This is a genomic window from Thalassotalea litorea, assembly GCF_043642205.1.
Classification (GTDB): domain Bacteria; phylum Pseudomonadota; class Gammaproteobacteria; order Enterobacterales; family Alteromonadaceae; genus Thalassotalea_A; species Thalassotalea_A litorea.
The window spans coordinates 73,461-96,080 of the sequence record NZ_JBHZSG010000008.1 but is presented as its reverse complement, the minus strand read 5'-3'; the positions used below and the strand labels follow the sequence as shown (position 1 = coordinate 96,080).

General features: G+C 44.6%; 15 protein-coding genes and 4 tRNA genes. 2 read left to right on the top strand and 17 right to left on the bottom strand.

Features of this window, described 5'->3' with window-relative positions; translation table 11 throughout:
• Positions 1-2 precede the first annotated feature (2 nt).
• From ACHUFQ_RS06400 to metA, 11 genes are all read right to left on the bottom strand, one after another.
• A complete protein-coding gene (locus ACHUFQ_RS06400) occupies positions 3-269 on the bottom strand; it encodes an OadG family protein (RefSeq protein WP_394174042.1) in 267 nt (88 codons plus the stop codon).
• A 395-nt stretch (positions 270-664) separates the two neighbouring features.
• A tRNA-Arg gene (locus ACHUFQ_RS06395) sits at positions 665-741 on the bottom strand.
• Positions 742-864: 123 nt separating this feature from the next.
• Positions 865-941 (bottom strand) — tRNA-Arg (locus tag ACHUFQ_RS06390).
• A gap of 99 nt (positions 942-1,040) precedes the next feature.
• Positions 1,041-1,117, bottom strand: a tRNA-Arg gene (locus tag ACHUFQ_RS06385).
• Between the two features lie 29 nt (positions 1,118-1,146).
• Positions 1,147-1,238, bottom strand: a tRNA-Ser gene (locus tag ACHUFQ_RS06380).
• 331 nt (positions 1,239-1,569) lie between these two features.
• Positions 1,570-1,764: a carbon storage regulator CsrA gene (gene csrA / locus ACHUFQ_RS06375; RefSeq protein ID WP_136736177.1), complete on the bottom strand. Its 195-nt coding sequence runs from the start codon at positions 1,762-1,764 to the stop codon at positions 1,570-1,572.
• 128 nt (positions 1,765-1,892) lie between these two features.
• Positions 1,893-3,113, bottom strand: coding sequence for an aspartate kinase (locus tag ACHUFQ_RS06370; protein WP_394174041.1), 1,221 nt, complete (start codon positions 3,111-3,113; stop codon positions 1,893-1,895).
• Between the two features lie 10 nt (positions 3,114-3,123).
• Complete coding sequence (alaS, locus tag ACHUFQ_RS06365) at positions 3,124-5,754, bottom strand: alanine--tRNA ligase (RefSeq protein WP_394174039.1); 2,631 nt, start codon at positions 5,752-5,754, stop codon at positions 3,124-3,126.
• A 55-nt stretch (positions 5,755-5,809) separates the two neighbouring features.
• Positions 5,810-6,247: a regulatory protein RecX gene (locus tag ACHUFQ_RS06360; protein WP_394174037.1), complete on the bottom strand. Its 438-nt coding sequence runs from the start codon at positions 6,245-6,247 to the stop codon at positions 5,810-5,812.
• Positions 6,248-6,371: 124 nt separating this feature from the next.
• Positions 6,372-10,049: a methionine synthase gene (metH, locus tag ACHUFQ_RS06355; RefSeq protein ID WP_394174036.1), complete on the bottom strand. Its 3,678-nt coding sequence runs from the start codon at positions 10,047-10,049 to the stop codon at positions 6,372-6,374.
• Complete coding sequence (gene metA / locus ACHUFQ_RS06350; protein ID WP_394174034.1) at positions 10,049-10,993, bottom strand: homoserine O-acetyltransferase MetA; 945 nt, start codon at positions 10,991-10,993, stop codon at positions 10,049-10,051. The genes metH and metA overlap by 1 nt, the downstream gene beginning before the upstream one ends.
• 191 nt (positions 10,994-11,184) lie before the next feature.
• Here metA and ACHUFQ_RS06345 point away from each other — a divergent pair, with 191 nt between their 5' ends.
• Positions 11,185-13,119 (top strand): alpha/beta hydrolase family protein, encoded by a 1,935-nt coding sequence (locus ACHUFQ_RS06345; protein WP_394174033.1) that lies wholly within the window; start codon positions 11,185-11,187, stop codon positions 13,117-13,119.
• Between the two features lie 330 nt (positions 13,120-13,449).
• Here ACHUFQ_RS06345 and recA read toward each other — a convergent pair whose 3' ends face one another.
• On the bottom strand, positions 13,450-14,478 hold the full coding sequence (gene recA / locus ACHUFQ_RS06340; protein WP_394174031.1) for a recombinase RecA: 1,029 nt from the start codon (positions 14,476-14,478) through the stop codon (positions 13,450-13,452).
• 356 nt (positions 14,479-14,834) lie between these two features.
• Between recA and mutS the strand changes: the two genes are divergently transcribed.
• Positions 14,835-17,417 (top strand): DNA mismatch repair protein MutS, encoded by a 2,583-nt coding sequence (mutS, locus tag ACHUFQ_RS06335; protein WP_394174029.1) that lies wholly within the window; start codon positions 14,835-14,837, stop codon positions 17,415-17,417.
• A 156-nt stretch (positions 17,418-17,573) separates the two neighbouring features.
• Here mutS and tviB read toward each other — a convergent pair whose 3' ends face one another.
• From tviB to rfbB, 5 genes are all read right to left on the bottom strand, one after another.
• A complete protein-coding gene (tviB, locus tag ACHUFQ_RS06330) occupies positions 17,574-18,848 on the bottom strand; it encodes a Vi polysaccharide biosynthesis UDP-N-acetylglucosamine C-6 dehydrogenase TviB (protein WP_394174027.1) in 1,275 nt (424 codons plus the stop codon).
• Positions 18,849-19,103: 255 nt separating this feature from the next.
• Positions 19,104-20,003: a dTDP-4-dehydrorhamnose reductase gene (rfbD, locus tag ACHUFQ_RS06325; RefSeq protein ID WP_394174025.1), complete on the bottom strand. Its 900-nt coding sequence runs from the start codon at positions 20,001-20,003 to the stop codon at positions 19,104-19,106.
• An 87-nt stretch (positions 20,004-20,090) separates the two neighbouring features.
• Positions 20,091-20,636 carry a dTDP-4-dehydrorhamnose 3,5-epimerase gene (rfbC, locus tag ACHUFQ_RS06320; RefSeq protein ID WP_394174023.1) on the bottom strand — a complete coding sequence of 182 codons (546 nt, stop codon included), beginning with the start codon at positions 20,634-20,636 and terminating at the stop codon, positions 20,091-20,093.
• Positions 20,608-21,528, bottom strand: coding sequence for a glucose-1-phosphate thymidylyltransferase RfbA (gene rfbA, locus ACHUFQ_RS06315; protein WP_394174021.1), 921 nt, complete (start codon positions 21,526-21,528; stop codon positions 20,608-20,610). Before rfbA ends, rfbC begins: the two co-directional genes overlap by 29 nt.
• Positions 21,515-22,618: a dTDP-glucose 4,6-dehydratase gene (rfbB, locus tag ACHUFQ_RS06310; protein WP_394174019.1), complete on the bottom strand. Its 1,104-nt coding sequence runs from the start codon at positions 22,616-22,618 to the stop codon at positions 21,515-21,517. The genes rfbA and rfbB overlap by 14 nt, the downstream gene beginning before the upstream one ends.
• Between the last annotated feature and the right edge of the window lie 2 nt (positions 22,619-22,620).

The window sequence follows — 22,620 nt, the reverse complement described above, 5'->3', positions numbered from 1 at the left end:
TCCTATTTAGTTGTTTTGTTTTTTCTGTATTGGCTGATGGCCGACGTGATGGCAGCGACAACTGTCGCTGGTACGTCACCGTCGCGGGTGGTATTGGTTGGTACATGTCTGGGTAGCTTTTCCGGTACCTTAGCGTCTGGAAAGTTGCGCGCAACCTTGGCCAAAAGGTTAATCGCAACGATCAGCAAACTCAAAAAGGCAAAGACAAACACCATGCCGACGACCATTAATGAGCCGGCTTCCATAAACGTTTCAGCGATATTTTCCATACTGCATACCCGTGACTAAAAGAAATAGAATAATCACTCCAATTTTTTTAATCAATCAACATTTGTCAAAAGTATGTAAAAAAAATGCATAAAAAATAACGAAATGAACAAAAACGGTGCACTTGTTGATAGATTTCTAAGCAATTTGCACACAATAAGTGCTTGATAAGGCGTTAATAATTTTTTGAAAACAAGATCGAATCGGAGTCTAAAGCAGCATTTGAAGAAAGCTAACGTCAATAAACATTTTTCGATTTTTACCAGAACAGGTGGATGAGAGAATCATCGAGTAAATTTTGGACTAACAACTGATGAAAGGGGATAAAGGGAATAAAGGCGACAATGCAAAAAAGGCAGAGTTTTCACTCTGCCTTTTTCATAACCACTTAAAGAAGTGGCGGACACGGCAGGAGTCGAACCTGCGACCGCCTGGTTCGTAGCCAGGTACTCTATCCAGCTGAGCTACGTGTCCGCAAAACTAGCGCTATAAATATAGCTGTGTATATGTCAAAAGCGAGTGCTGGATAACGTTATCTAACGCATTAAACGCTTTTATAAGTAAAAAGGCAGAGCTTTCACTCTGCCTTTTAGAAAATGGCGGACACGGCAGGAGTCGAACCTGCGACCGCCTGGTTCGTAGCCAGGTACTCTATCCAGCTGAGCTACGTGTCCGCATCAAGTGTTACAGTTCTTGTTACTGTCCTATTTAACACGTTAGGAATCGTGCCGGCGCAAGGCGCTGGACTCTTATATTTTACCACTTAGAAGAAGTGGCGGACACGGCAGGAGTCGAACCTGCGACCGCCTGGTTCGTAGCCAGGTACTCTATCCAGCTGAGCTACGTGTCCGCAATCGAATCGCCATTTAATAAATTAAATGGCGGTGAGGGAGGGATTCGAACCCTCGATAGGGTTTAACGCCTATACTCCCTTAGCAGGGGAGCGCCTTCAGCCTCTCGGCCACCTCACCGATGGCGTGCATATTAATAGATTCGAAAAATAAGTCAAACGATTTTTTCGGATTTATTTCTGTTTGCCGATTATTCAAACAACCTGATGAATATTCACGCCAAACAATGCTGAAAGGCTAGTTTACGTGGTCTTTTTCAACGAGAAACCATCGCATCGATGGTTAATGAAAAATGCCAGCTCGAGCGCTATTACAAAGGCAAAATGATAACATCGCTGATCCCCGCCATGAACAAATAATTGGCGGTCTGGGTATTGCTATAACATTCCCGTTAATTCGCCCTTTTGTCTATCGATACGATAGCCAGTAAAGGGAAAAAACAGACTTGTTTTTACTGATTACCGACGTTGTCTTCATCCCCTTTTTCAGCCTGTATTCGCATGTAAATTTCTTCGCGATGTACTGAAACTTCTTTTGGGGCATTGACGCCGATACGAACCTGGTTACCTTTTACTCCCAAAACTGTAACGGTGACGTCATCGCCGACCATTAGAGTTTCTCCAACCCGTCTTGTTAAAATAAGCATCCGTTATGCTCTCCTTTAAATTAGAAATCACGCTAATGTTACCAGACTACTAATTCATTAAAAATAAATTAACCGAATATTTACTTAACGCCTTACCAAAATTTAGCAAACAATATGGAAAATAGTTATTAAATATCTAATTTAATCAAAAACTTTTTGTGTAATGCCTGAACAGCGCGTTGTAAGTCACTCTCTACAACTAACACAGAAATCTTGATTTCTGAGGTACTCACTAAAAACACTTTTATATTGGCCTGCGCTAAGGTCGCAAATATTTGCGCCGTAATGCCGGTGTGACAGCGCATGCCATTACCAATCACCGACACTTTTGCCAATTGTTGATTGCCCTCTATGTCAGTAAGACCCAATGTCCCCACTAAACCTTGCAAACATTCTTGCGTCTTACCAAAGTCCCTACGATGCACGGTGAAGTTTAGATTCATTTTACCTGGTTTAGTACAGGACTGAACGATCATATCCACTTCCACGTCTTGATCGGCCAGTTCTGAAAAGATGCGCGCGTTAAGTTCAACCAACTCAGCATCGCTGCTCAATGAAAACATGGCTTCATCTTTATGAGCGGTGACTGCACTGACAGGATTGGTAGACGCCGCTTCTTGTTGAAAATCTATCATCGTGCCCTCCCCAGGCATAAAGCTCGATAACACTCGCAAAGGCACTTTAAATTTACCAGCATATTGTACCGAACGCGTTTGCAATACTTTTGCACCTGCACTGGCCATTTCTAACATTTCTTCGAAGGTAATTGACTTTAAACGCCGCGCGCTAGGATCAATTCTGGGGTCAGTGGTATAGACGCCATCAACATCGGTATAAATCTGGCATTCTTTCGCTTGTAACGCTGCCGCGATTGCCACTGCCGACGTATCGGAACCGCCACGGCCTAGAGTGGTGATATTATTCTCATAATCAACCCCCTGAAAGCCAGCAATGATAACAACGTGCCCCTGTTCCAATTCGGCTTTTAGGCGCTTGTTATCTACATCTATGATACGCGCATTATTAAAACGATTATTGGTGCGTATGCCGATCTGGTGACCAAGAAAGGAGACAGCAGAAAAACCCTGTTGGATTAATGACATGGCGAGTAGTGAAATTGACACCTGTTCACCACTGGCCAGTAACATATCCAGTTCGCGGCCACTTGCTGCCTTATCGATAGACCGGGCGAGGTCCATTAAGCGATTGGTCTCTCCCGACATTGCCGAAAGCACGACAACAACCTGATGTCCCTGTTGGCGAGTGGCGATTACCTGAGATGCTACGGCTTTAATACGATCGGGGGAACCGACAGAGGTTCCCCCGAATTTTTGAACAATAATTGCCATTTAGCGGTGTTTAAAGCTTTTCCGTTAACCAGGCCTGAACCGACGCTAACGCTGCATCCAGGTTTTCAGGTTGGCTACCGCCCGCCTGAGCCATATCCGGGCGGCCACCGCCCTTACCACCGACCTGTTGCGCAACCATATTAACCAGCTCTCCGGCTTTCACCTGAGCGGTTAAATCTTTGGTCACACCCGCAATTAGGCTCACTTTAGGACCATTGGCAAGGCCAAGCATCACGATGCCGCTGCCCAATTTATTCTTAAGATCATCGACCATATCGCGCAAGGCTTTTGGATCACTGCCTTCAACATTGGCGATAAGCGCTTTGACACCGTTGATGTCCACAGCTGTACTGACTAAATCCGATCCGGCCTGTGCCGCCATCTTTTGCTTCAGTTGGGTAATTTCTTTTTCGAGCAGTTTCGCTTTTTGGATCATTTGCTCGACTTTGCCAAGTGTATTGGCACTATCACTTTTGACCAGAGCAGAAATGGCATCTAAGGTGTCAGCCTGAGCATCAATAAACGCCAGTGCAGCTGCGCCGGTAACCGCTTCTATGCGGCGAACACCAGCAGCGATACCTGCTTCAGAAGTAATTTTGAATAAGCCGATTTCGCCAGTTTGATTAACGTGAACACCACCACACAATTCCGTTGAGAAATCGCCTAAGGTAACCACTCGAACTTCATCATCGTATTTTTCACCAAATAGCGCCATCGCGCCTTTGGCTTTGGCTTCATCAATCTGCATCAACGCCGTTTCACGTTCACTGTTGTTGCGAATCTGCTGATTCACCAACTGTTCGATGGTGCGAAGCTCTTCATTCGTCACCCCTTCAAAATGAGAGAAGTCAAAACGAAGTTTTTCGTTATCGACCAAAGAACCTTTCTGGGTAACATGCTCCCCTAATACCTGACGCAACGCCGCGTGTAGTAAATGGGTTGCTGTATGGTTTTTTGTGATCGCTGCTCTACGCTCGGTATCAATGCTGGCTTTTACACGAGCATTTAATTGAATATCGCCTTGAGCAATACCATGATGGGCAAATGCATTACCTAATTTCACGGTATCGGTTACGGTAAATTCGCAGCTGCCAGTGCTGATCACACCGGTATCACCAACCTGACCACCAGACTCCGCATAAAACGGCGTGTTATCCAGAACAACCACGCCTTTTTGGCCGGCTGTTAACGTAGACACTTTACCGTCTTCGTTAAACAACTCAACCACAGTGGCGGAATAGTCGCTGTTGGTATAGCCCTTAAAGCTGGTATGTTGCTCCGACTTTAACTGTTCATTGTAATCGGTACCAAACTGGCTCGCTTGCTGAGCACGCTCTCGCTGTGCCTGCATGTGTTGTTCAAAACCCGCTTCATCAATTTGTATGTCCCGTTCGCGGGCAATATCGGCGGTGAGATCCGCAGGGAATCCGTAAGTGTCATATAGTTTAAAGACATCGGCGCCGGCAATTTGTTTACTATCAAGATTGGCGATAATATCTTCAAGCAACGCCATTCCACGATCCAGAGTACGACCAAACTGCTCTTCTTCAATGCGTAAAATCTTTTCGATAACCGCCTGCTGCTTCACCAACTCAGGGTAAGCTTCACCCATTTGCTCTGCTAACGCGGCAACTAACTTATGGAAGAAATGCGTGGTCGCTTCGAGCTTGTGACCATGACGAATTGCACGGCGAATAATACGGCGCAATACATAGCCGCGGCCCTCGTTAGAGGGCATCACACCATCGGCAATCATAAAGCTACAAGAGCGGATATGATCGGCAATAACTTTGAGTGAATTGTGAGATAAATCGTCAACGCCAAGAAGTTCTGCCGCAGCTTTTATCAAGCCCTGGAAAATATCGATTTCATAATTAGAATGCACGTCTTGCATTATTGCAGCAATACGCTCTAGCCCCATCCCAGTATCCACGGAGGGTTTGGGCAGGTTTTCCATGGTACCGTCGGCCTGACGGTTAAACTGCATAAACACCAGATTCCAGATTTCGATAAAGCGATCGCCATCTTCTTCCGGGCTACCTGGAGGTCCACCCCAGATATGGTCACCATGATCATAGAAGATTTCCGTACATGGACCGCAAGGGCCCGTATCGCCCATCGACCAGAAATTATCTGATTCGTATTTTTTATCTGCTGACTTGTCACCGATACGAATGATTTTTTCTTCTGGCACACCAATTTCTTTGGCCCAGATATCAAACGCTTCATTATCGGTTTCGTAAACGGTAACCAATAACTTATCTTTGGGAAGTTGCAATACCTGCGTTAAGAACTGCCAAGCAAAGTGAATGGCATCGGTTTTAAAATAATCACCAAAGCTGAAATTACCCAGCATTTCGAAGAACGTATGGTGGCGAGCGGTATAGCCAACGTTTTCCAAATCATTGTGCTTGCCACCGGCACGGACACAACGCTGCGATGAGGTTGCCCGGGTATAACTGCGGGACTCTGCGCCTAAAAACACATCCTTAAACGGTACCATGCCGGCATTGGTAAATAGCAAGGTCGCATCATTACCTGGAACCAGTGAACTACTGGGCACTATCTGATGTTGCTTGGAAGCAAAATAATCTAAAAATGCCTTACGAATTTCGGCACTGGATCTAACCGTTGTAGTCATCTAATCGTCTCTGTCTTTCTGATAATACGTAAATAAAATAATGTGTTTCATCGCGCTAACTGGTAATCAGTTCAATAACATGATGTTGTTCGAAGCCACGGTACAGCATAAACCGTGAGCGTTTAGCACGTTCTTTGTCGTCCAACGCAGGAGCCACACCATAACGTTTTTCATAAACGTTGGCTGCCAGGGTAAACCAATCAAGTTCCTGTGAATGGTATACGGCTTGAATAATATCGGCTGATAATCCCTTCTGCTTTAATTCAGCGCGAATAAACTGCCAACCAAAGCCTTTTTGGACACGTTGGCGAAACATCGCTTCGCCATAACGCAAATCGCTTTGAATATCTTGCTCTTGCAAAGCATCGAGCACGTCATCAATATCATCGCCAGTAAAGTCTTTTTGCAACAGTTTTTGTTTTAATTCAGCCTTGGAGTGCTCTCGTCTGGCAAGCATTCGATAGGCCGCTTTTTTCACGTCTTTATTGAACACGAACTTATATACACCAAATATTGCCAATTAAAAAGCCAATGGTGGCCATATTCTACTCGGATTTTGCGGTAAATGAAAAGATAAAGCCGGGTCAGACCCGGCTCTTTAGTAACAATTATTGATTCTAATCGTCCAGATTAGGGCCTAACCAACGTTTGGCCTCTTCAACACTCATCTGTTTACGCTTGGCATAACTTTCTGCCTGCGACTTATCAATTTTGGCCACAGCAAAATACTTGCTGTCTGGATGGGCGAAATACCAGCCACTGACAGCGGCCCCTGGCCACATGGCATAGCTGGAGGTCAACTCCATGCCAATGTGCTTTTCGACATCCAATAACGACCAAAGTTTCCCTTTCTCGGTGTGCTCTGGACAGGCAGGATAGCCGGGTGCTGGACGGATGCCCTGATATTGTTCGCGAATTAATGCTTCGTTATCAAATTGTTCGTCAACCGCATAGCCCCAATAGTGAATACGTACCTGCTCATGCAAATACTCAGCACTGGCTTCCGCTAATCGGTCGGCGACGGCTTTTAACAAAATGCTATTGTAGGTGTCATGCTTTTCATCATAGGCTTTGACAAGTTCGTCAGCACCAAAACCTGCCGATACTGCAAATGCTCCGATATAGTCTTCAATATCCTGATCTTTGTCGGCGATATAATCGCTTAAGCAGCGATTAAACTGACCGGCCTTCTTCTCAGTTTGCTGACGAAGCTGGCATAACGTCATTAATGACTGTTGCTTATCAGCGTCGCTAAACACCTGGATATCATCGCCTTCGCGGTAGGCGGGAAACAGGCCAATAACCGCTTTAGCTTGGATCAATTGCTTGGCTATGATGTCATCGAGCATGGCATTGGCATCATTAAAAAGTTTCGTCGCTTCTTCGCCGATTAACGAATGCTCCAGTATTTTTGGGTACTTACCCGACAGTTGCCAGGTTAAAAAGAAAGGCGTCCAATCGATGTAATTACGAATAACGCTCAAATCCAAGTCGTCGATAACGGTGATACCTAGCTTATTCGGTTTTTTCGGCGTGTAATCAGCAAATGATAACGGGAAGCGATTGTCCCGAGCCGTGCTGATATCCACCAGTTTAGAGCGTGGTCCTTTTTTCTGATGACGTTCACGAACCGTTTCATATTCGCGACTCATACGCGCCAGCAGCGGCGCTTTTAACTCGTTAGATAGCAAGGATCCGACTACGGATACACTGCGCGAGGCATTAGGGACGTATACAACACCATGATCATAATTTTGCTCAATTTTCACCGCGGTATGTGCTTTTGACGTCGTAGCCCCGCCAATCAACAGCGGAATATCAAAGTCCAGACGCTGCATTTCCGACGCCACGTGAACCATTTCATCAAGGCTAGGGGTGATTAAACCGGACAATCCAATGACATCGACATTTTCTTCTTTGGCCACTTGCAGGATTTTTTCACAAGGAACCATAACCCCAAGATCGATCACATCAAAGTTATTACATTGCAGTACGACACCGACAATATTTTTCCCAATATCATGGACATCACCTTTAACCGTTGCCAACAGCACCTTACCATTGGAGCTCACTTCGGTTTTTTCCAGCTCTATATAAGGTTGCAGATGAGCCACGGCCTGTTTCATTACCCGGGCAGATTTAACCACCTGCGGCAGGAACATTTGCCCTTCCCCAAACAGGTCACCCACGACATTCATCCCGTCCATCAATGGGCCTTCAATCACATCCAAAGGTCGCGTTGCCTGAACGCGCGCCTCTTCGGTATCTTCAACAATAAATTCATTGATGCCTTTAACCAGAGCATGCTCGAGACGCTTGTTTACCGGCAGCTCTCGCCAGGTAAGATCCGCTTTACTGGTACTCCCAGATTTTTGCCCCCGATATTGCTCAGCTACATCCAGTAGCCGTTCTGTAGCGCCGTCATCTTTATTTTGCACTACATCTTCTACCGCGGTTAACAGATCCTTGGGGATATCCTGATAAATCGCCAGTTGCCCGGCATTAACGATTCCCATATCCATGCCCTGCTTTATGGCATGATAGAGAAATACCGCGTGAATGGCCTCGCGAACCGGATTGTTACCCCGAAATGAGAATGAGACATTGGATACACCACCGGAAACCATGGCATGGGGCAAGGTTTTCTTTATGTGTGCGGTGGCTTCTATAAAATCTACCGCGTAGTTATTGTGCTCTTCGATACCCGTTGCGATGGCAAAAATATTCGGGTCAAAAATGATATCTTCAGGCGGAAAGCCGATGTCATTGACCAGAATATGATAGGCACGCTGACAGATCTCAACTTTTCGATCCCGGGTGTCGGCCTGACCGACTTCGTCAAACGCCATCACGATAACCGCAGCACCATAGCGGCGAATAATATTTGCCTGCTCGCGAAACGATGCTTCTCCTTCTTTTAAGGAAATGGAGTTAACGATACCTTTACCCTGAATGCATTTTAATCCCGCTTCAAGAATGTCCCATTTCGACGAATCGAGCATAATCGGTACCTTGGCGATATCCGGCTCACCAGCGATGAGATTTAAAAACGTGATCATTGCGCCTTTGGAATCCAGCATGCCTTCATCCATATTGATATCGATAATCTGCGCACCGTTTTCCACCTGTTGCAGCGCAACAGCTATCGCTTCATCATAGTTTTCTTCAGTTATCAAACGCCGAAAAATCGCAGAGCCGGTAACATTGGTTCTTTCACCAACATTTAAAAATAAACTGTCCTGGTTGATATTTAATGCTTCTAAACCAGATAGACGACACGCGACTGGCTTTTCAGCAACGTTTCGTGGTGCGATTGATGCTACCGTATCAGCAATGCCTTTAATGTGTGCGGGCGTGGTACCGCAACAGCCACCAACAATATTTAGAAAACCCGATTCTGCCCATTCCTTGATGTGTGCATTCATGTCTTCTACGGTAAAATCATATTCACCAAAAGCATTTGGTAAACCCGCATTCGGGTGGGCACTAACGGCCGACTCGCTGATGCGGGATAACTCTTCGATATACTGACGCAGCTCTACCGGGCCAAGAGCGCAGTTCAGGCCAAACGATATCGGCCTGGCATGTCGCAGAGAGTTGTAGAACGCTTCTGTGGTTTGCCCGGATAAGGTGCGACCGGATGCATCGGTTATAGTACCGGAAATCATCACCGGTAAGGCCTGCCCCATAGCCTCAAACACTTCTTCTAAAGCGACAATGGCGGCCTTTGCGTTTAGCGTATCAAATATGGTTTCCACCATAATCAAGTCCACTCCACCTTCTATTAGGGCAGTGGTAGATTCAATGTAAGCATCTTTGAGTTGATCAAAGTCTACGTTACGAAATGCGGGGTTATTAACATCTGGAGAAATCGAACACGTGCGGTTAGTTGGTCCTAACACACCAGCGACAAACCTTGGTTTGTGCGGTTGCGCAGCGGTCACTTCATCGGCTACCTGACGGGCGATTTGCGCTGCCACCAAATTAATTTCACGAGAGATATTTTCCATCTCATAGTCAGCCATCGCAATGGATGTTGCATTAAATGTGTTGGTTTCGATGATATCGGCACCTGCCAACAGATACTCGCGATGGATATCCGCGATTATCTCAGCTTGGGTCAATACCAGAAGATCATTATTACCTTTTAAGTCACACGACCAATCTTCAAACCGCTGGCCGCGAAAATCCGCTTCGGATAATTTATGATTTTGGATCATGGTGCCCATCGCTCCATCGAGCACCAAAATTCGGTTATCTAATTGTTGTTGAAAAAGATTAGTGGTGTTGGACATTACTGCGAATTTCCTGTTTCTGAAAATGGACCATCGACATCCAGGACGTATGGGGTAATTTGATAAACGTAATAATTTAACCAGTTGCTAAATAGCAGACTACCATGGCTGCGCCAACTGTTAGCGGGTTGTTGCGCAGGGTTATCCTCAGGAAAATAATTTAGCGGAATTTTTGGGGATAACTTAGCCTCTAAGTCACGATAATACTCGTCCTTTAACGTCGTTGCATCATATTCTGGATGGCCAGTGACGAACACCAGTTTTTTGTCATGGCTAGCAACCAGATATACGCCTGCTTCTGGCGATTGGGCAAGAATCGATAGATCTTCGATACCGCCATAAACCTCAGGTTTAACTTCACCAAAACGAGAATGCGGCACCAAAAACGATTCGTCAAACCCGCGCGTGAGTTCTTCATTAGGAAGTTTGGTCCAATGTTTATAGACCCCTGATAATTTTTCAGCTCTTAATTCTCGATTGATCCCGTAAAAATGGTATAGCGCAGCATGGGCAGCCCAACAAGAGAACATGGTTGAGGTCACGTTGGTTTTCGCCCACTCGAACATCTCGCAAATTTTATCCCAGTACAACACTTGCTCATAATCGATTTGTCCGAGCGGCGCACCGGTAATTATCAGGCCGTCATAATGCTTGTGTTTGATATCATCGAACAGACGATAGAATTGATCTAGATGGGCCTTTGGCGTGTTTTTCGATTCATTTAAATGCAGTCGCACCAATTCTATGTTGATTTGTAGCGGCGTGTTGGACAACATTCTGAGGATCTGGATCTCTGCCTCAATTTTGTTTGGCATCAAATTCAGTATCGCCACCTGCATCGGTCGAATATCTTGATTGTTGGCGCGATTGTGGGACATGACAAAGATATTTTCATTCCCCAATACCTCCAAGGCTGGTAACTGATCGGGAATTTTTATTGGCATGCGGGATCTCCACGGAAAAACGAAGAGCCCATACTACTGAATCGAATGAGACATTTCAACATCTAAACGTATAGACGTCTAAAGCATTTTTTATCAAACTGTAAACAAACTGATTAAAATATGTAAAACTGCAAATCTATTTTATGCATTCAATATACCCTCGGATAAAACAAGAAAATTAAGGCTACATTATGAAGTACATAACTCTATTATTTTGCTTAGTGTTAAGCATCTCAAGCGCAACAGCGCTTGAGTTGGCGGACTTTACCCGCCACATGCAAAATGAACAGGCAAAAATTTCACCAGATGGTAAACACATCGCGATTCGCACATTACACGAGGGTGAGTACGTTCTTGCTTTTGTTCGCACAGATGATAAAAAAATGACGTTTACATTTAAAATGTCTGGTAAGCAACAGGTCGGCGATTACCACTGGGTAAATAATGAGCGCGTTGTTATTGAAGTATTATCCACTTACGGAGTCTTGGGGCAAACCTATAACACCGGGCGTTTGTTCGCGATCAACTATGATGGTCGTCGCCCTAAAGCCATTTTTGGTATGAACCAAGCAGTTACCGAAGGTAAAATCACCCGAAGGAAAAAAGTGGGTAACGGTTGGGCTAGCCTTCTCTCCCTCTATGATAAAAGCGATAAAGAAATCATTATTAGTATTCAGCCATGGAAAAGTCGTTATTTAGAGCCTAGTCCGGCAGATGTTATTAAGCTCAATGTTTACAATGGTAACCAGAAAAAAATCATGCGTTCACCTGGACGGGGTAATGACATTTTACTCGACCATAACGATGTTGTTCGATTCGCAACGGGCATTGAAGGTTATGACGAAAGTCGAGTTTACTACCGTGAACCTAAGGGCGAATGGCAAGATTTTGTCACGGATATCGAGGCAGATGAAACCATTATTCGAGGGTTTAGCGCCGATAACAATAAGGTTTATTTCACCGCGTACAATGATGGCGACACAGGAACACTGTATGCATATGATCTTAAGCATAAAACAGCCAATAAAATTTATAAAAATGACTTTGTCATTCCTACATATTTTCTCAGCAACTACCAAAATGTGCCCTATGGTATTCGAATTGATGAAGACTATTCGAATTATATTATTTTCGATAATGAAGTAGAGCATGCAAAGTTACATCAGAATCTATATAAAGCGTTCAAAGGCGACTCTGTTGATATTGCCAGCTCAACAAAAGATGGTGAAAATCTGATTGTATACGTGCGTGGCGATCGCAATCCTGGCGCTTACTACTTATACAATACCAATAAAAACCAGGCACGATTCTTATTTAATCGCGCGGATTGGCTGAAAAAAGAAAATCTGGCGGTTGTTGAACCTTTTAAATTCAATACCCGTGACGGCTTGACATTAAACGGCTATCTAACGCTACCAAATGGTAAAGAAGTAAAAAACCTACCTCTAGTCGTTATGCCTCATGGTGGACCTCGCGCTCGCGACTACTGGGGATATGATTTCAGAAGTCAGTATCTGGCGGCTAAAGGCTATGCGGTACTGAAAGTTAACTTTAGGGGTTCAGCGGGTTTTGGCGATAAGATCATGCATTTGGGTGACAAACATTGGGGCTCTGACGTTCAATATGACATTATCGATGCCACAAAATGGGCAATAAAGTCAGGTATCGCAGATGCTAATCGAATTTGTATTTCTGGTGGCAGTTTTGGAGCATATTCTGCATTACAAAGTAGCTCAATAGAACCTGACATGTTCAAATGTACTATTGGATCATCAGGTGTTTATGATTTAAAAATGATGCACAGCAAAGGTGACATACCTGGCGGCCTTTATGGTTCAACCTACTTAAATGAAGCAGTAGGGCAAAGTCCTGAAATACTACAAAATCAGTCACCCGTTAATCTTGTGTCTCAACTAAAAGCACCAGTTCTGTTAATTCATGGTAGTGCCGATGTGCGCACACCAATCGAACAGGCCGAGGCTCTGGAAGAAAAACTGATAGAGCATAATATCCCTTACGAAAAGCTTTATATTGATAACGAATATCATGGCTTTATCGTTGAAGAAAACCGATTAAAAGCCGCAGAAACTATCGTTAACTTCCTTGATAAACACATAGGAAGCTAACCTCATCGGTAAAGTCATGCGCTGTGGTTTTGCTTAATGTAAACGTGCAGCGCATCGACACTATTTCTTTATCGATGGGCAGGAGGCACAAAAAATACAGACCAGCAAACGCCTTCAGTATGGCGTTATACCATTTCATTAATATAGAATGACTATATCAATAAAATCTATGTTGTAACTGAACCTCTGCCCTAACTCTGAGTTGTGCACAAACTTAGTGTGATTGGTATTAACTATATGGCTCATAACGATATCGATGCCCAATAACAATAACGTCATAAAACAAAAAGCCGCTCAATTGAGCGGCTTTTTTATAAAGAAAGTTAAAGTTTAATCTTCGGTTTCAGCTTCTTGTTCTTCGCTTACCTGATTAGCCGTCAATAACATGGCTCTGAGTTTGGCATCGATATCTTTCGCCATAGCCGGGTTTTCCTGCAAGTATTTACAGGCATTGGCTTTACCCTGACCAATACGTTCACCACTGCAGCTATACCAGGCACCCGCCTTTTCAACCAACTTGTGCTTAACACCCAGGTCGATTAACTCGCCCAAATTATTAATCCCGGCACCATAAAGAATCTGGAACTCCGCTTGTTTAAATGGTGGTGCAATCTTGTTCTTCACCACTTTCACGCGGGTCTCATTACCGGTGATTTCATCACCTTCTTTAACCGCACCAATACGACGGATATCAAGGCGCACTGACGCATAGAATTTCAAGGCATTACCACCTGTAGTGGTTTCTGGATTACCGAACATTACACCAATCTTCATACGGATTTGGTTGATGAAAATCATCATGGTATTCGATTGTTTCAAATTACCGGTTAACTTACGCATCGCCTGTGACAACATCCGCGCCTGCAGGCCCATATGGCTGTCACCCATGTCGCCTTCAATCTCTGCTTTTGGTGTAAGAGCAGCTACCGAGTCAACAACGATAACATCAACGGCGCCAGAGCGAGTCAACATATCGCAGATTTCTAATGCTTGTTCACCAGTATCCGGTTGAGAAACTAATAAGTCGTTAATATTTACGCCTAGCTTTTCAGCATAAATGGGGTCCAGCGCATGTTCCGCATCGACGAAAGCACAGACTTTACCATTGCGTTGTGCTTCGGCAATAACTTCTAAAGTTAGTGTGGTTTTACCACTGGATTCCGGACCGTAAATTTCAATTACCCGCCCCATTGGCAAGCCACCCGCACCTAATGCGATATCCAATCCCAACGAACCCGTTGAAATGGTCTCTACATCCATGCTACGGTTCTCACCCAGCTTCATAATCGAACCTTTACCGAACTGACGCTCAATCTGGCTTAACGCCGCTGATAAGGCCTTTTCTTTGTTCGTATCCATTAGTCTCTCCAATCGTATTCTTATTTATACCGTAACTTTGCTCAGTATACTGTATAATCGTACAGTATCAATAGCTAATTATGAAAAAATTATAAAAAAGCAATACAACCATAACTAATACATTGAAAATCAATGGGTTAGGCTCAAGCCAAAACATCCGCCCTGCTGTTTACATTCTATTTACGGCTCTTTATAGCGTTATTTACAGTGTTGTTATCCAGTAGTTCAAATCCTTGGAATTTGTATTTATTACTTTCTATCGAGTCACAAATCTTTTAACATCAATTTCAGTGATAAAATCTCAGTCCAGCGCCTAGAAAACGGGTGTCTAAGACTCCTGACAAATAGAAAAATTAATGACCCAGAATCCCGAACAATTTTCAAATCACACCCCTATGATGCGCCAGTATCTATCGATTAAAAGCGAATTCGAACACATCCTGTTATTTTATCGAATGGGCGATTTTTATGAATTGTTTTTTGACGATGCCAAAAAAGCAGCGGATTTACTGGATATTTCATTAACTGCCAGAGGCAAAACCGGTGGCAATGCTATCCCTATGGCTGGTGTTCCGTATCATGCGGTAGAAAATTATCTGGCCAGATTAGTCGCCCTTGGTGAGTCCGTGGCGATATGTGAGCAAGTTGGTGATCCTGCCACAAGCAAAGGTCCGGTCGAACGTAAAGTCGTGCGGATCGTCACCCCCGGCACATTGAGTGATGAAGCATTGTTGCAAGATCGCCAGGACAACCTTCTGGTTGCCGTATTCGCGCAAAATGATACGTTCGGTGTATCCTACCTGGATATGAGTTCAGGAAAATTTCATTTGTGCGAACCACAAACGCAGGAACAATTAAGCGCAGAATTACAGCGCCTTGCTCCGGCAGAATTGCTGTATCCGGAATCGTTTCCATACCCAGAACTTTTATCCCAGTATAAAGGACTTCGACGCCGACCTGACTGGGAATTTGATCACCAAACAAGTTATAAATTGCTAACCAAGCAATTTGAAACCCGTGATTTGCAGGGTTTTGGTGTTGAACATTATCCAAGGGGTATTTGTGCTAGTGGCTGTTTGCTGCAATATGTTAATGACACGCAACGAACCGCTCTGCCTCATATTCGCACCCTAACCGCACAATCTTATCAGGAAGCGGTGATCCTCGATGCGGCCACGCGCCGTAATTTGGAATTGACCGTCAACCTGGCGGGAGGTTATGACAATACCTTATCCAGCGTTCTCGATAGAACCGCGTCGCCTATGGGATCACGGTTATTTAAGCGTTGGTTACACAGCCCGCTTACCAACATCGATAAATTACAACGCAGACAAGGCGCCATATCCACCTTGATTGACCAGGATATCTTTGCAGATTTACACGATGTCATTAAAGGCGTAGGTGATGTTGAACGAATAGTCGCGCGTATCGCTCTGCGCAGTGCCCGGCCACGAGATTTAGCAAGGCTGCGCAATGCGTTAGGTTTACTACCCGAGATTCAACAGTTGTTAGCGGATGCACAATTACCTGCTCTGTTACAGGAATTACAACTCGCCTGTCAGCCAATTGATCATTTACATGACCTGTTGACACAAGCCATTGTCGACAACCCTCCGGTGTTGATTCGAGATGGCGGTGTGATCCGGGAAGGATATCATCAGGAATTGGATGAACTTCGTGACTTAAGTCAGGGAGCCAGTCAGTTTCTCGCCGATTTGGAAGAACAAGAACGCCAGCGCACCGGTATTAGCAGCCTGAAAGTTGGTTACAATAAAGTCCATGGATTTTTTATCGAAATCAGTCGGGCCTCATCCGAGCAAGTGCCTGAGGAATATATCCGCCGGCAAACCTTGAAAAATAACGAACGCTATATCACCGAAGAGCTTAAAGAGCACGAAGAGAAGGTATTAAGCTCGCAAAGTCGCTTCCTTGCCTTGGAAAAGCGTCTTTATGATGAGCTGTTCGATCAATTGTTACCGAACATCGAGACACTGCAACAATGTGCTGATGGGCTTGCGACATTAGATGTATTGGCAAACCTGAGTGAACGTGCAATCACTTTAAATTACCAGCCACCAGAATTGTGTGAAACCCGCGTCATTGATATTAACGATGGCCGTCATCCGGTCGTTGAGCAGGTCAGCGAACAGCCATTTATTGCCAATCCGGTTTCACTAAACTTACAACAACAGATGTTAATCATCACCGGACCGAATATGGGTGGTAAATCCACCTATATGCGACAAACCGCGTTGATCGTTTTGTTGGCCCATATTGGCAGTTATGTACCGGCACAACGAGCTAAAATTGGTATGGTCGATCGAATTTTCACCCGCATTGGCGCTTCGGATGATCTCGCCTCAGGACGTTCAACATTTATGGTGGAAATGACTGAAACCGCAAACATCCTTCATAATGCCAGCGAAAAGAGTTTAGTCCTGTTGGATGAAATTGGTCGTGGTACCAGTACCTACGATGGCTTGTCACTAGCCTGGGCCTGCGCTGAGTATCTGGCGCAAAAAACCCAAGCCTTCACCTTATTTGCAACCCATTATTTCGAGTTAACCCAACTTGCGGAACAACTAGATTCACTGGCGAATATTCATCTGGATGCGGTAGAGCACGATGACAATATCGTTTTTATGCATGCGGTGCAAAACGGTGCTGCCAGCAAGAGTTTTGGCCTTCAGGTTGCGCAATTAGCGGGTGTTCCTAAGTCGGTAGTGAAACGGGCAAAACAGCGACTTAAAGAACTGGAAGCCGCGGATACCCGTGCAACGTTACAAGCGCCGGATAGAGCATCAACAGATACGCCGCAAGTTACATTCAGCTTCAATGAAGACCATCCGGTCATTGATAAGCTGCAGGCCCTTGATGTGGACGCATTAAGTCCCCGTCAGGCCTTACAATATTTGTATGAGTTAAAAGAAACGCTATAAAAAGCGATAAGAAAGAGCCGCGAACGAAAGTTATCTTTTTCAGGAAGGCGAACAATTCAGATAATCGGCGGCACTTACCTTATCTGCACAGCTTGCGTAGCAAAAACGGCTAAACTCTCTAAGATACCTATCGAGGCTATAGCCGTTTAAAAGGTCTTATAGCCTGAGGTCTACTTCGTCTCGGGGAAGTACATATTTTAAATCATAAATGAAATGACCCCGTCTTCCCCATTGTCGAATTTCATCCGTAGTCAATTCCAGATATTCACGGTGGGCAACGGCAAGAATAATCGCATCATAGTGATCATGTTTAGGGCGAGACACCACGTCGATACCATAGAGTGATCTCGCTTCCTCTTTATTGCACCAGGGATCGGTAACATCAACGTTCATGTTGTATTCATGAAGCTCTTTCACAATATCGATCACTTTCGTATTACGAAGATCCGGACAGTTTTCCTTGAATGTTAACCCCATCACTAATACGTTAGCATGCTCAACCTTAGCATGCTGCTTCATCATATTTTTCACCAATTGACTAACAACATATTCGCCCATGCCATCGTTTAAGTGACGACCAGCGAGGATCATTTTCGGGTGGTAACCAATATCCTGGGCTTTTTGGGTAAGATAATAAGGGTCAACGCCAATGCAGTGGCCGCCAACCAACCCTGGGCGAAACGGCAAAAAGTTCCATTTTGTACCAGCAGCCTGCAAGACTTCCAGAGTATCGATATTGAGTTTATTAAAGATAATCGCCAGTTCATTAATCAATGCGATATTAACGTCCCGCTGAGTGTTTTCAATTACTTTAGCCGCCTCAGCAACCTTGATGGACGACGCCAGATGGGTACCCGCGGTTATTACTGACTGATAAATCTCATCAACTTTTTGAGCGATCTCAGGGGTTGATCCTGATGTGACTTTTAAAATTTGAGTAACCGTATGCTGCTTGTCGCCTGGGTTAATACGCTCTGGCGAGTAACCCGCAAAAAAGTCCTGGTTGTAAGTTAATCCTGATACTTTTTCAATAACCGGAATACAGTCTTCTTCGGTAGCACCCGGATATACCGTTGATTCATAAACAACGATATCCCCTTTCTCCACCACTTTGCCGAGCATTTCACTGGCTTTGATCAGAGGTGTTAAGTCTGGTTGTTTATGTTTGTCGATTGGCGTGGGTACCGTTACTACATAGAAGTTACAGGCTCGTAAATCTTCTACGTCCGATGTAAAGGTTAAGCGAGAAGCGCTTTTTAAGTTTTCAGGGTTGACTTCAAGGGTACTGTCTTCACCGGATTTGAGTTCGTCAATGCGAGATTGATTAATATCAAAACCTTTGGTCAGATACTTTTTACCGAACTCTACGGCGAGAGGCAGCCCGACATAACCAAGGCCAATAACTGCGATTTTTGTAGTTGTAAAAGGCATAGCAGACTCTTAATGTTACTGTTTGTTCTTATTAATGATGAGTATAGAAGAGAAACCGCAACCTGCCATTTCTACTGTCAATTTTTTTAACGATAAAGCCAATAAATTCCTAGGGTTAAAGCACCGTTAAAATAGCCCGACGCCCCATCACTATGCGATGCTGAAAGACTTTATTGTTGAACCCTTTTGTCTTGAGTTATGTTCAATGTTGTATGTGCATCGCTGTACGGGCTGATACACAGGCGTGTTTATCAGTCAGGTTTTTCGTTGTTCGCTCGCCATGACTTTTGCCAGTCCTTGCTTCCAGTCACTTGGGCTAACCTGCCACTTTTGAATGATTTTATCGTTACTCATCGCAGAAAAAGCCGGTCGTTTTGCCAATGTTGGGTATTGAGTTGTCGTTATCGGTGCGATGTCAGGTAACTGTTGGATCAGCGCTTGATCCTTGGCCATATCAACAATTTCCCGGGCAAATTGATACCAGGTTACTGAAGAACAACCATTGTAATGATAGATTCCCCACTGCTTGGTCCCGTTTTGGATAGCGATAACCATTTGATAGATGACTAAAGCCAGGTGGCCGGCGTAGGTTGGGTTGCCGACTTGATCATTAACGACATTAAACTGACGTTTTTCCCGGGCAAGACGAATCATGGTTTTCACGAAGTTTTTGCCATATTCGCTAAACACCCAGGCAGTACGTATGATCACAAAACGGCTCAGATAGGTCATGACTTCCTGTTCACCTAGAAATTTACTCATCCCATAAACGCTTTGTGGATCAGTCTTTTCGCCTGGCGTGTATGGAATATCAGTATTGCCTGAGAACACGTAGTCGGTGGAAATGTGGATCAAAGGAACGTTTAGATTCGCGCAGGCCATAGCCAGGTACTTACATCCTAGTTGGTTCACGGCAATGGCTTGATCACGGTCTTGTTCCGCTTCATCGACCTGTGTATAGGCGGCTGTATTAATCACCATATCAGGGCTCACCATAGCAAACGCCTGTTGCACCGATGCTCTGTCGGCAATATTTAATTGCTGCGATGATAGAAAATGCCAGGTAATCCGCTCATCGTGCTCTTTTTCCGCATCGACAACATCTCTTAAGCAAGATGCTAATTGTCCATATTTTCCTACGACCAAAATATTCATCGTGTTCTTTCCTTAGAATGTCATTATTAATTTTCGCGACTCTTTTAGGTCGCAGGGATCAGCACTTAGCGCAAAAGCCATACACAGTTAACGGGGCAGATCTTGCAAAGGTAAGGCACATTTGTCTTTTTCAGAAAGCTGCACGCTGCCTAATTGCTCGACCGGCCATTGGATATCAAGATCTTTGTCATTCCAAAGCAGCCCGCCTTCGTCATTAGGATCATAAAAACTTGTGCATTTGTATTCGAAATCGGCAACGTCGGATAAGACAACAAATCCATGGGCAAAACCAGGTGGGATCCAAAACTGCCGTTTATTTTCCTCGGAAAGGATCTCGCCATGCCACTGACCGAATGTAGCGGAGTCCTTTCGAATATCGACAGCGACGTCAAATACTTCGCCACGTACAACTCTTACTAACTTGCCCTGCGGTTTTTTTACTTGAAAATGCAGTCCGCGCAAAACCCCTTTACGCGACCTTGAATAATTATCCTGTACAAACTCCTGTTCAATACCAACTTTTTCCCGGTAGCGATTTGATTGAAAGGTTTCGAGAAAAAATCCACGATCATCACCATAGATTTCCGGTTCAATGACTTTTAAGTCAGATATTTTTGTAGAGATAACTTTCATTGTAATCCGCTCCTAACCCCATCGGCATAAGCGATGCCAGGTACTGTCCATATTCTGTCTTCTGATAACGGTTAATCGACGTTTGTAGTTGCTGTGAGGAAAGCCAACCATTTCGAAAACCAATTTCTTCCAGACACGCCACTTTCAGGCCCTGACGTTTTTCTACGGCCTGTACAAAGTGGCCGGCTTCTGCGAGGGAGTCGTGAGTCCCGGTATCTAACCAGGCACAGCCTCGACCTAAAATAGTCACGTTGAGTTCGCCTAAGCGCAAATATTCATTATTTATCTCAGTGATTTCCAGCTCGCCACGCGGAGATGGTTTAATGTTCTTGGCGATATCGATAACCCGATTGTCGTAAAAATACAGACCGGTCACCGCATAACTGGATTTAGGAATTTTCGGCTTTTCTTCAATGCTGGTCGCTTTGCCTTCGGCGTTAAACTCAACCACACCGAAACGTTCAGGATCTTTGACGTGATATCCGAACACCATGGCACCGGTTTCAAACTCTGTTGCTAACTTAAGTTTGTCGGTAAAATGCTGGCCGTAAAAGATATTATCGCCGAGTACCAGACAAACATTGGAGTCACCGATAAATTGCTCACCAATAATAAATGCCTGTGCCAGACCATCTGGGGAGGGTTGTTCCGCATATTGCAACTCAAGGCCAAACTGTTGGCCATCACCAAGTAAGCGTTTGAATCCCGGCATGTCCTCCGGGGTTGAAATAATTAACACTTCTTTGATCCCCGCCAGCATTAAAACCGATAAGGGATAGTAAATCATCGGCTTGTCATAAACCGGTAATAACTGCTTCGATACACCCATCGTAATGGGGTGCAATCGGGTTCCCGAACCTCCGGCAAGAATAATTCCTTTATAAGGTTTCATGATACTGACTATCTCCTAGCCTGGTTAATTGATATTTTCCCGAAAGTACGCGCTGCCACCAATCCGGGTTGTCCAGATACCACTGAACGGTTTTTTCAATGCCCGATTGAAATGACTCTTTAGGTTGCCAATGTAATGAATTTGCAATCTTTGACGCATCGATTGCATATCTCTTGTCATGTCCAGGCCTGTCCTGAACATAGGTAATTAATTGCGCATAATCTGATATACCATCAGGCTTGGCTGAGACCTTGCGATTTAAAATATCGCAAATCGACGTTATGACTTCGATATTTTGTTTCTCGTTATTGCCGCCTATGGTATAGGTTTCACCGACATTTCCTTCTTTGACAACGGTCAATAACGCCTGGGCATGATCATCTACATAAAGCCAGTCACGGACTTGCTTGCCATCGCCATATACGGGTAAAGGTTTGCCTTGCAGTGCATTCAAGATAATGTGAGGAATGAGTTTCTCGGGAAAATGATAAGGGCCATAGTTATTCGAGCAATTGGTGATTAATACCGGAAACCCATAGGTTCGCCCCCAGGCTCTAACCAGGTGGTCACTACCAGCCTTAGAAGCTGAATATGGACTGGACGGTGCATAAGGGGTTGTTTCGGTAAATTTGGAATCGTCAGACTCTAAGTCGCCGAATACTTCATCGGTGGAAACATGGAGGAATCGAAACGTAGATTTACGTTCTTCAGCCATGCTTAGCCAGTATTTTCTGGCACACTCTAAAAGGTTACAGGTGCCAACAACATTGGTTTTAATAAACAGAGCCGGACCATCAATGGAGCGATCGACATGGGATTCTGCAGCCAGATGCATGATGGCATCTGGCTGATATTGGTTAAGCAAAGCCGTAAAAAGCTCCGCATCACAGATATCACCTTTGATGAATTGATATTGTGGCTCACCCGTTTTTGCATCTTTTTGTGTCGTTAGATAGGCAGGAATTGATTCCTGATTGCCGGCGTAAGTTAAGCAATCGTAATTCAACACCTGATCTGATGTGTGTTGCAGAATGTGCCTGATCACGGCGCTACCGATAAATCCGGCGCCACCTGTCACGATGATTTTCATAA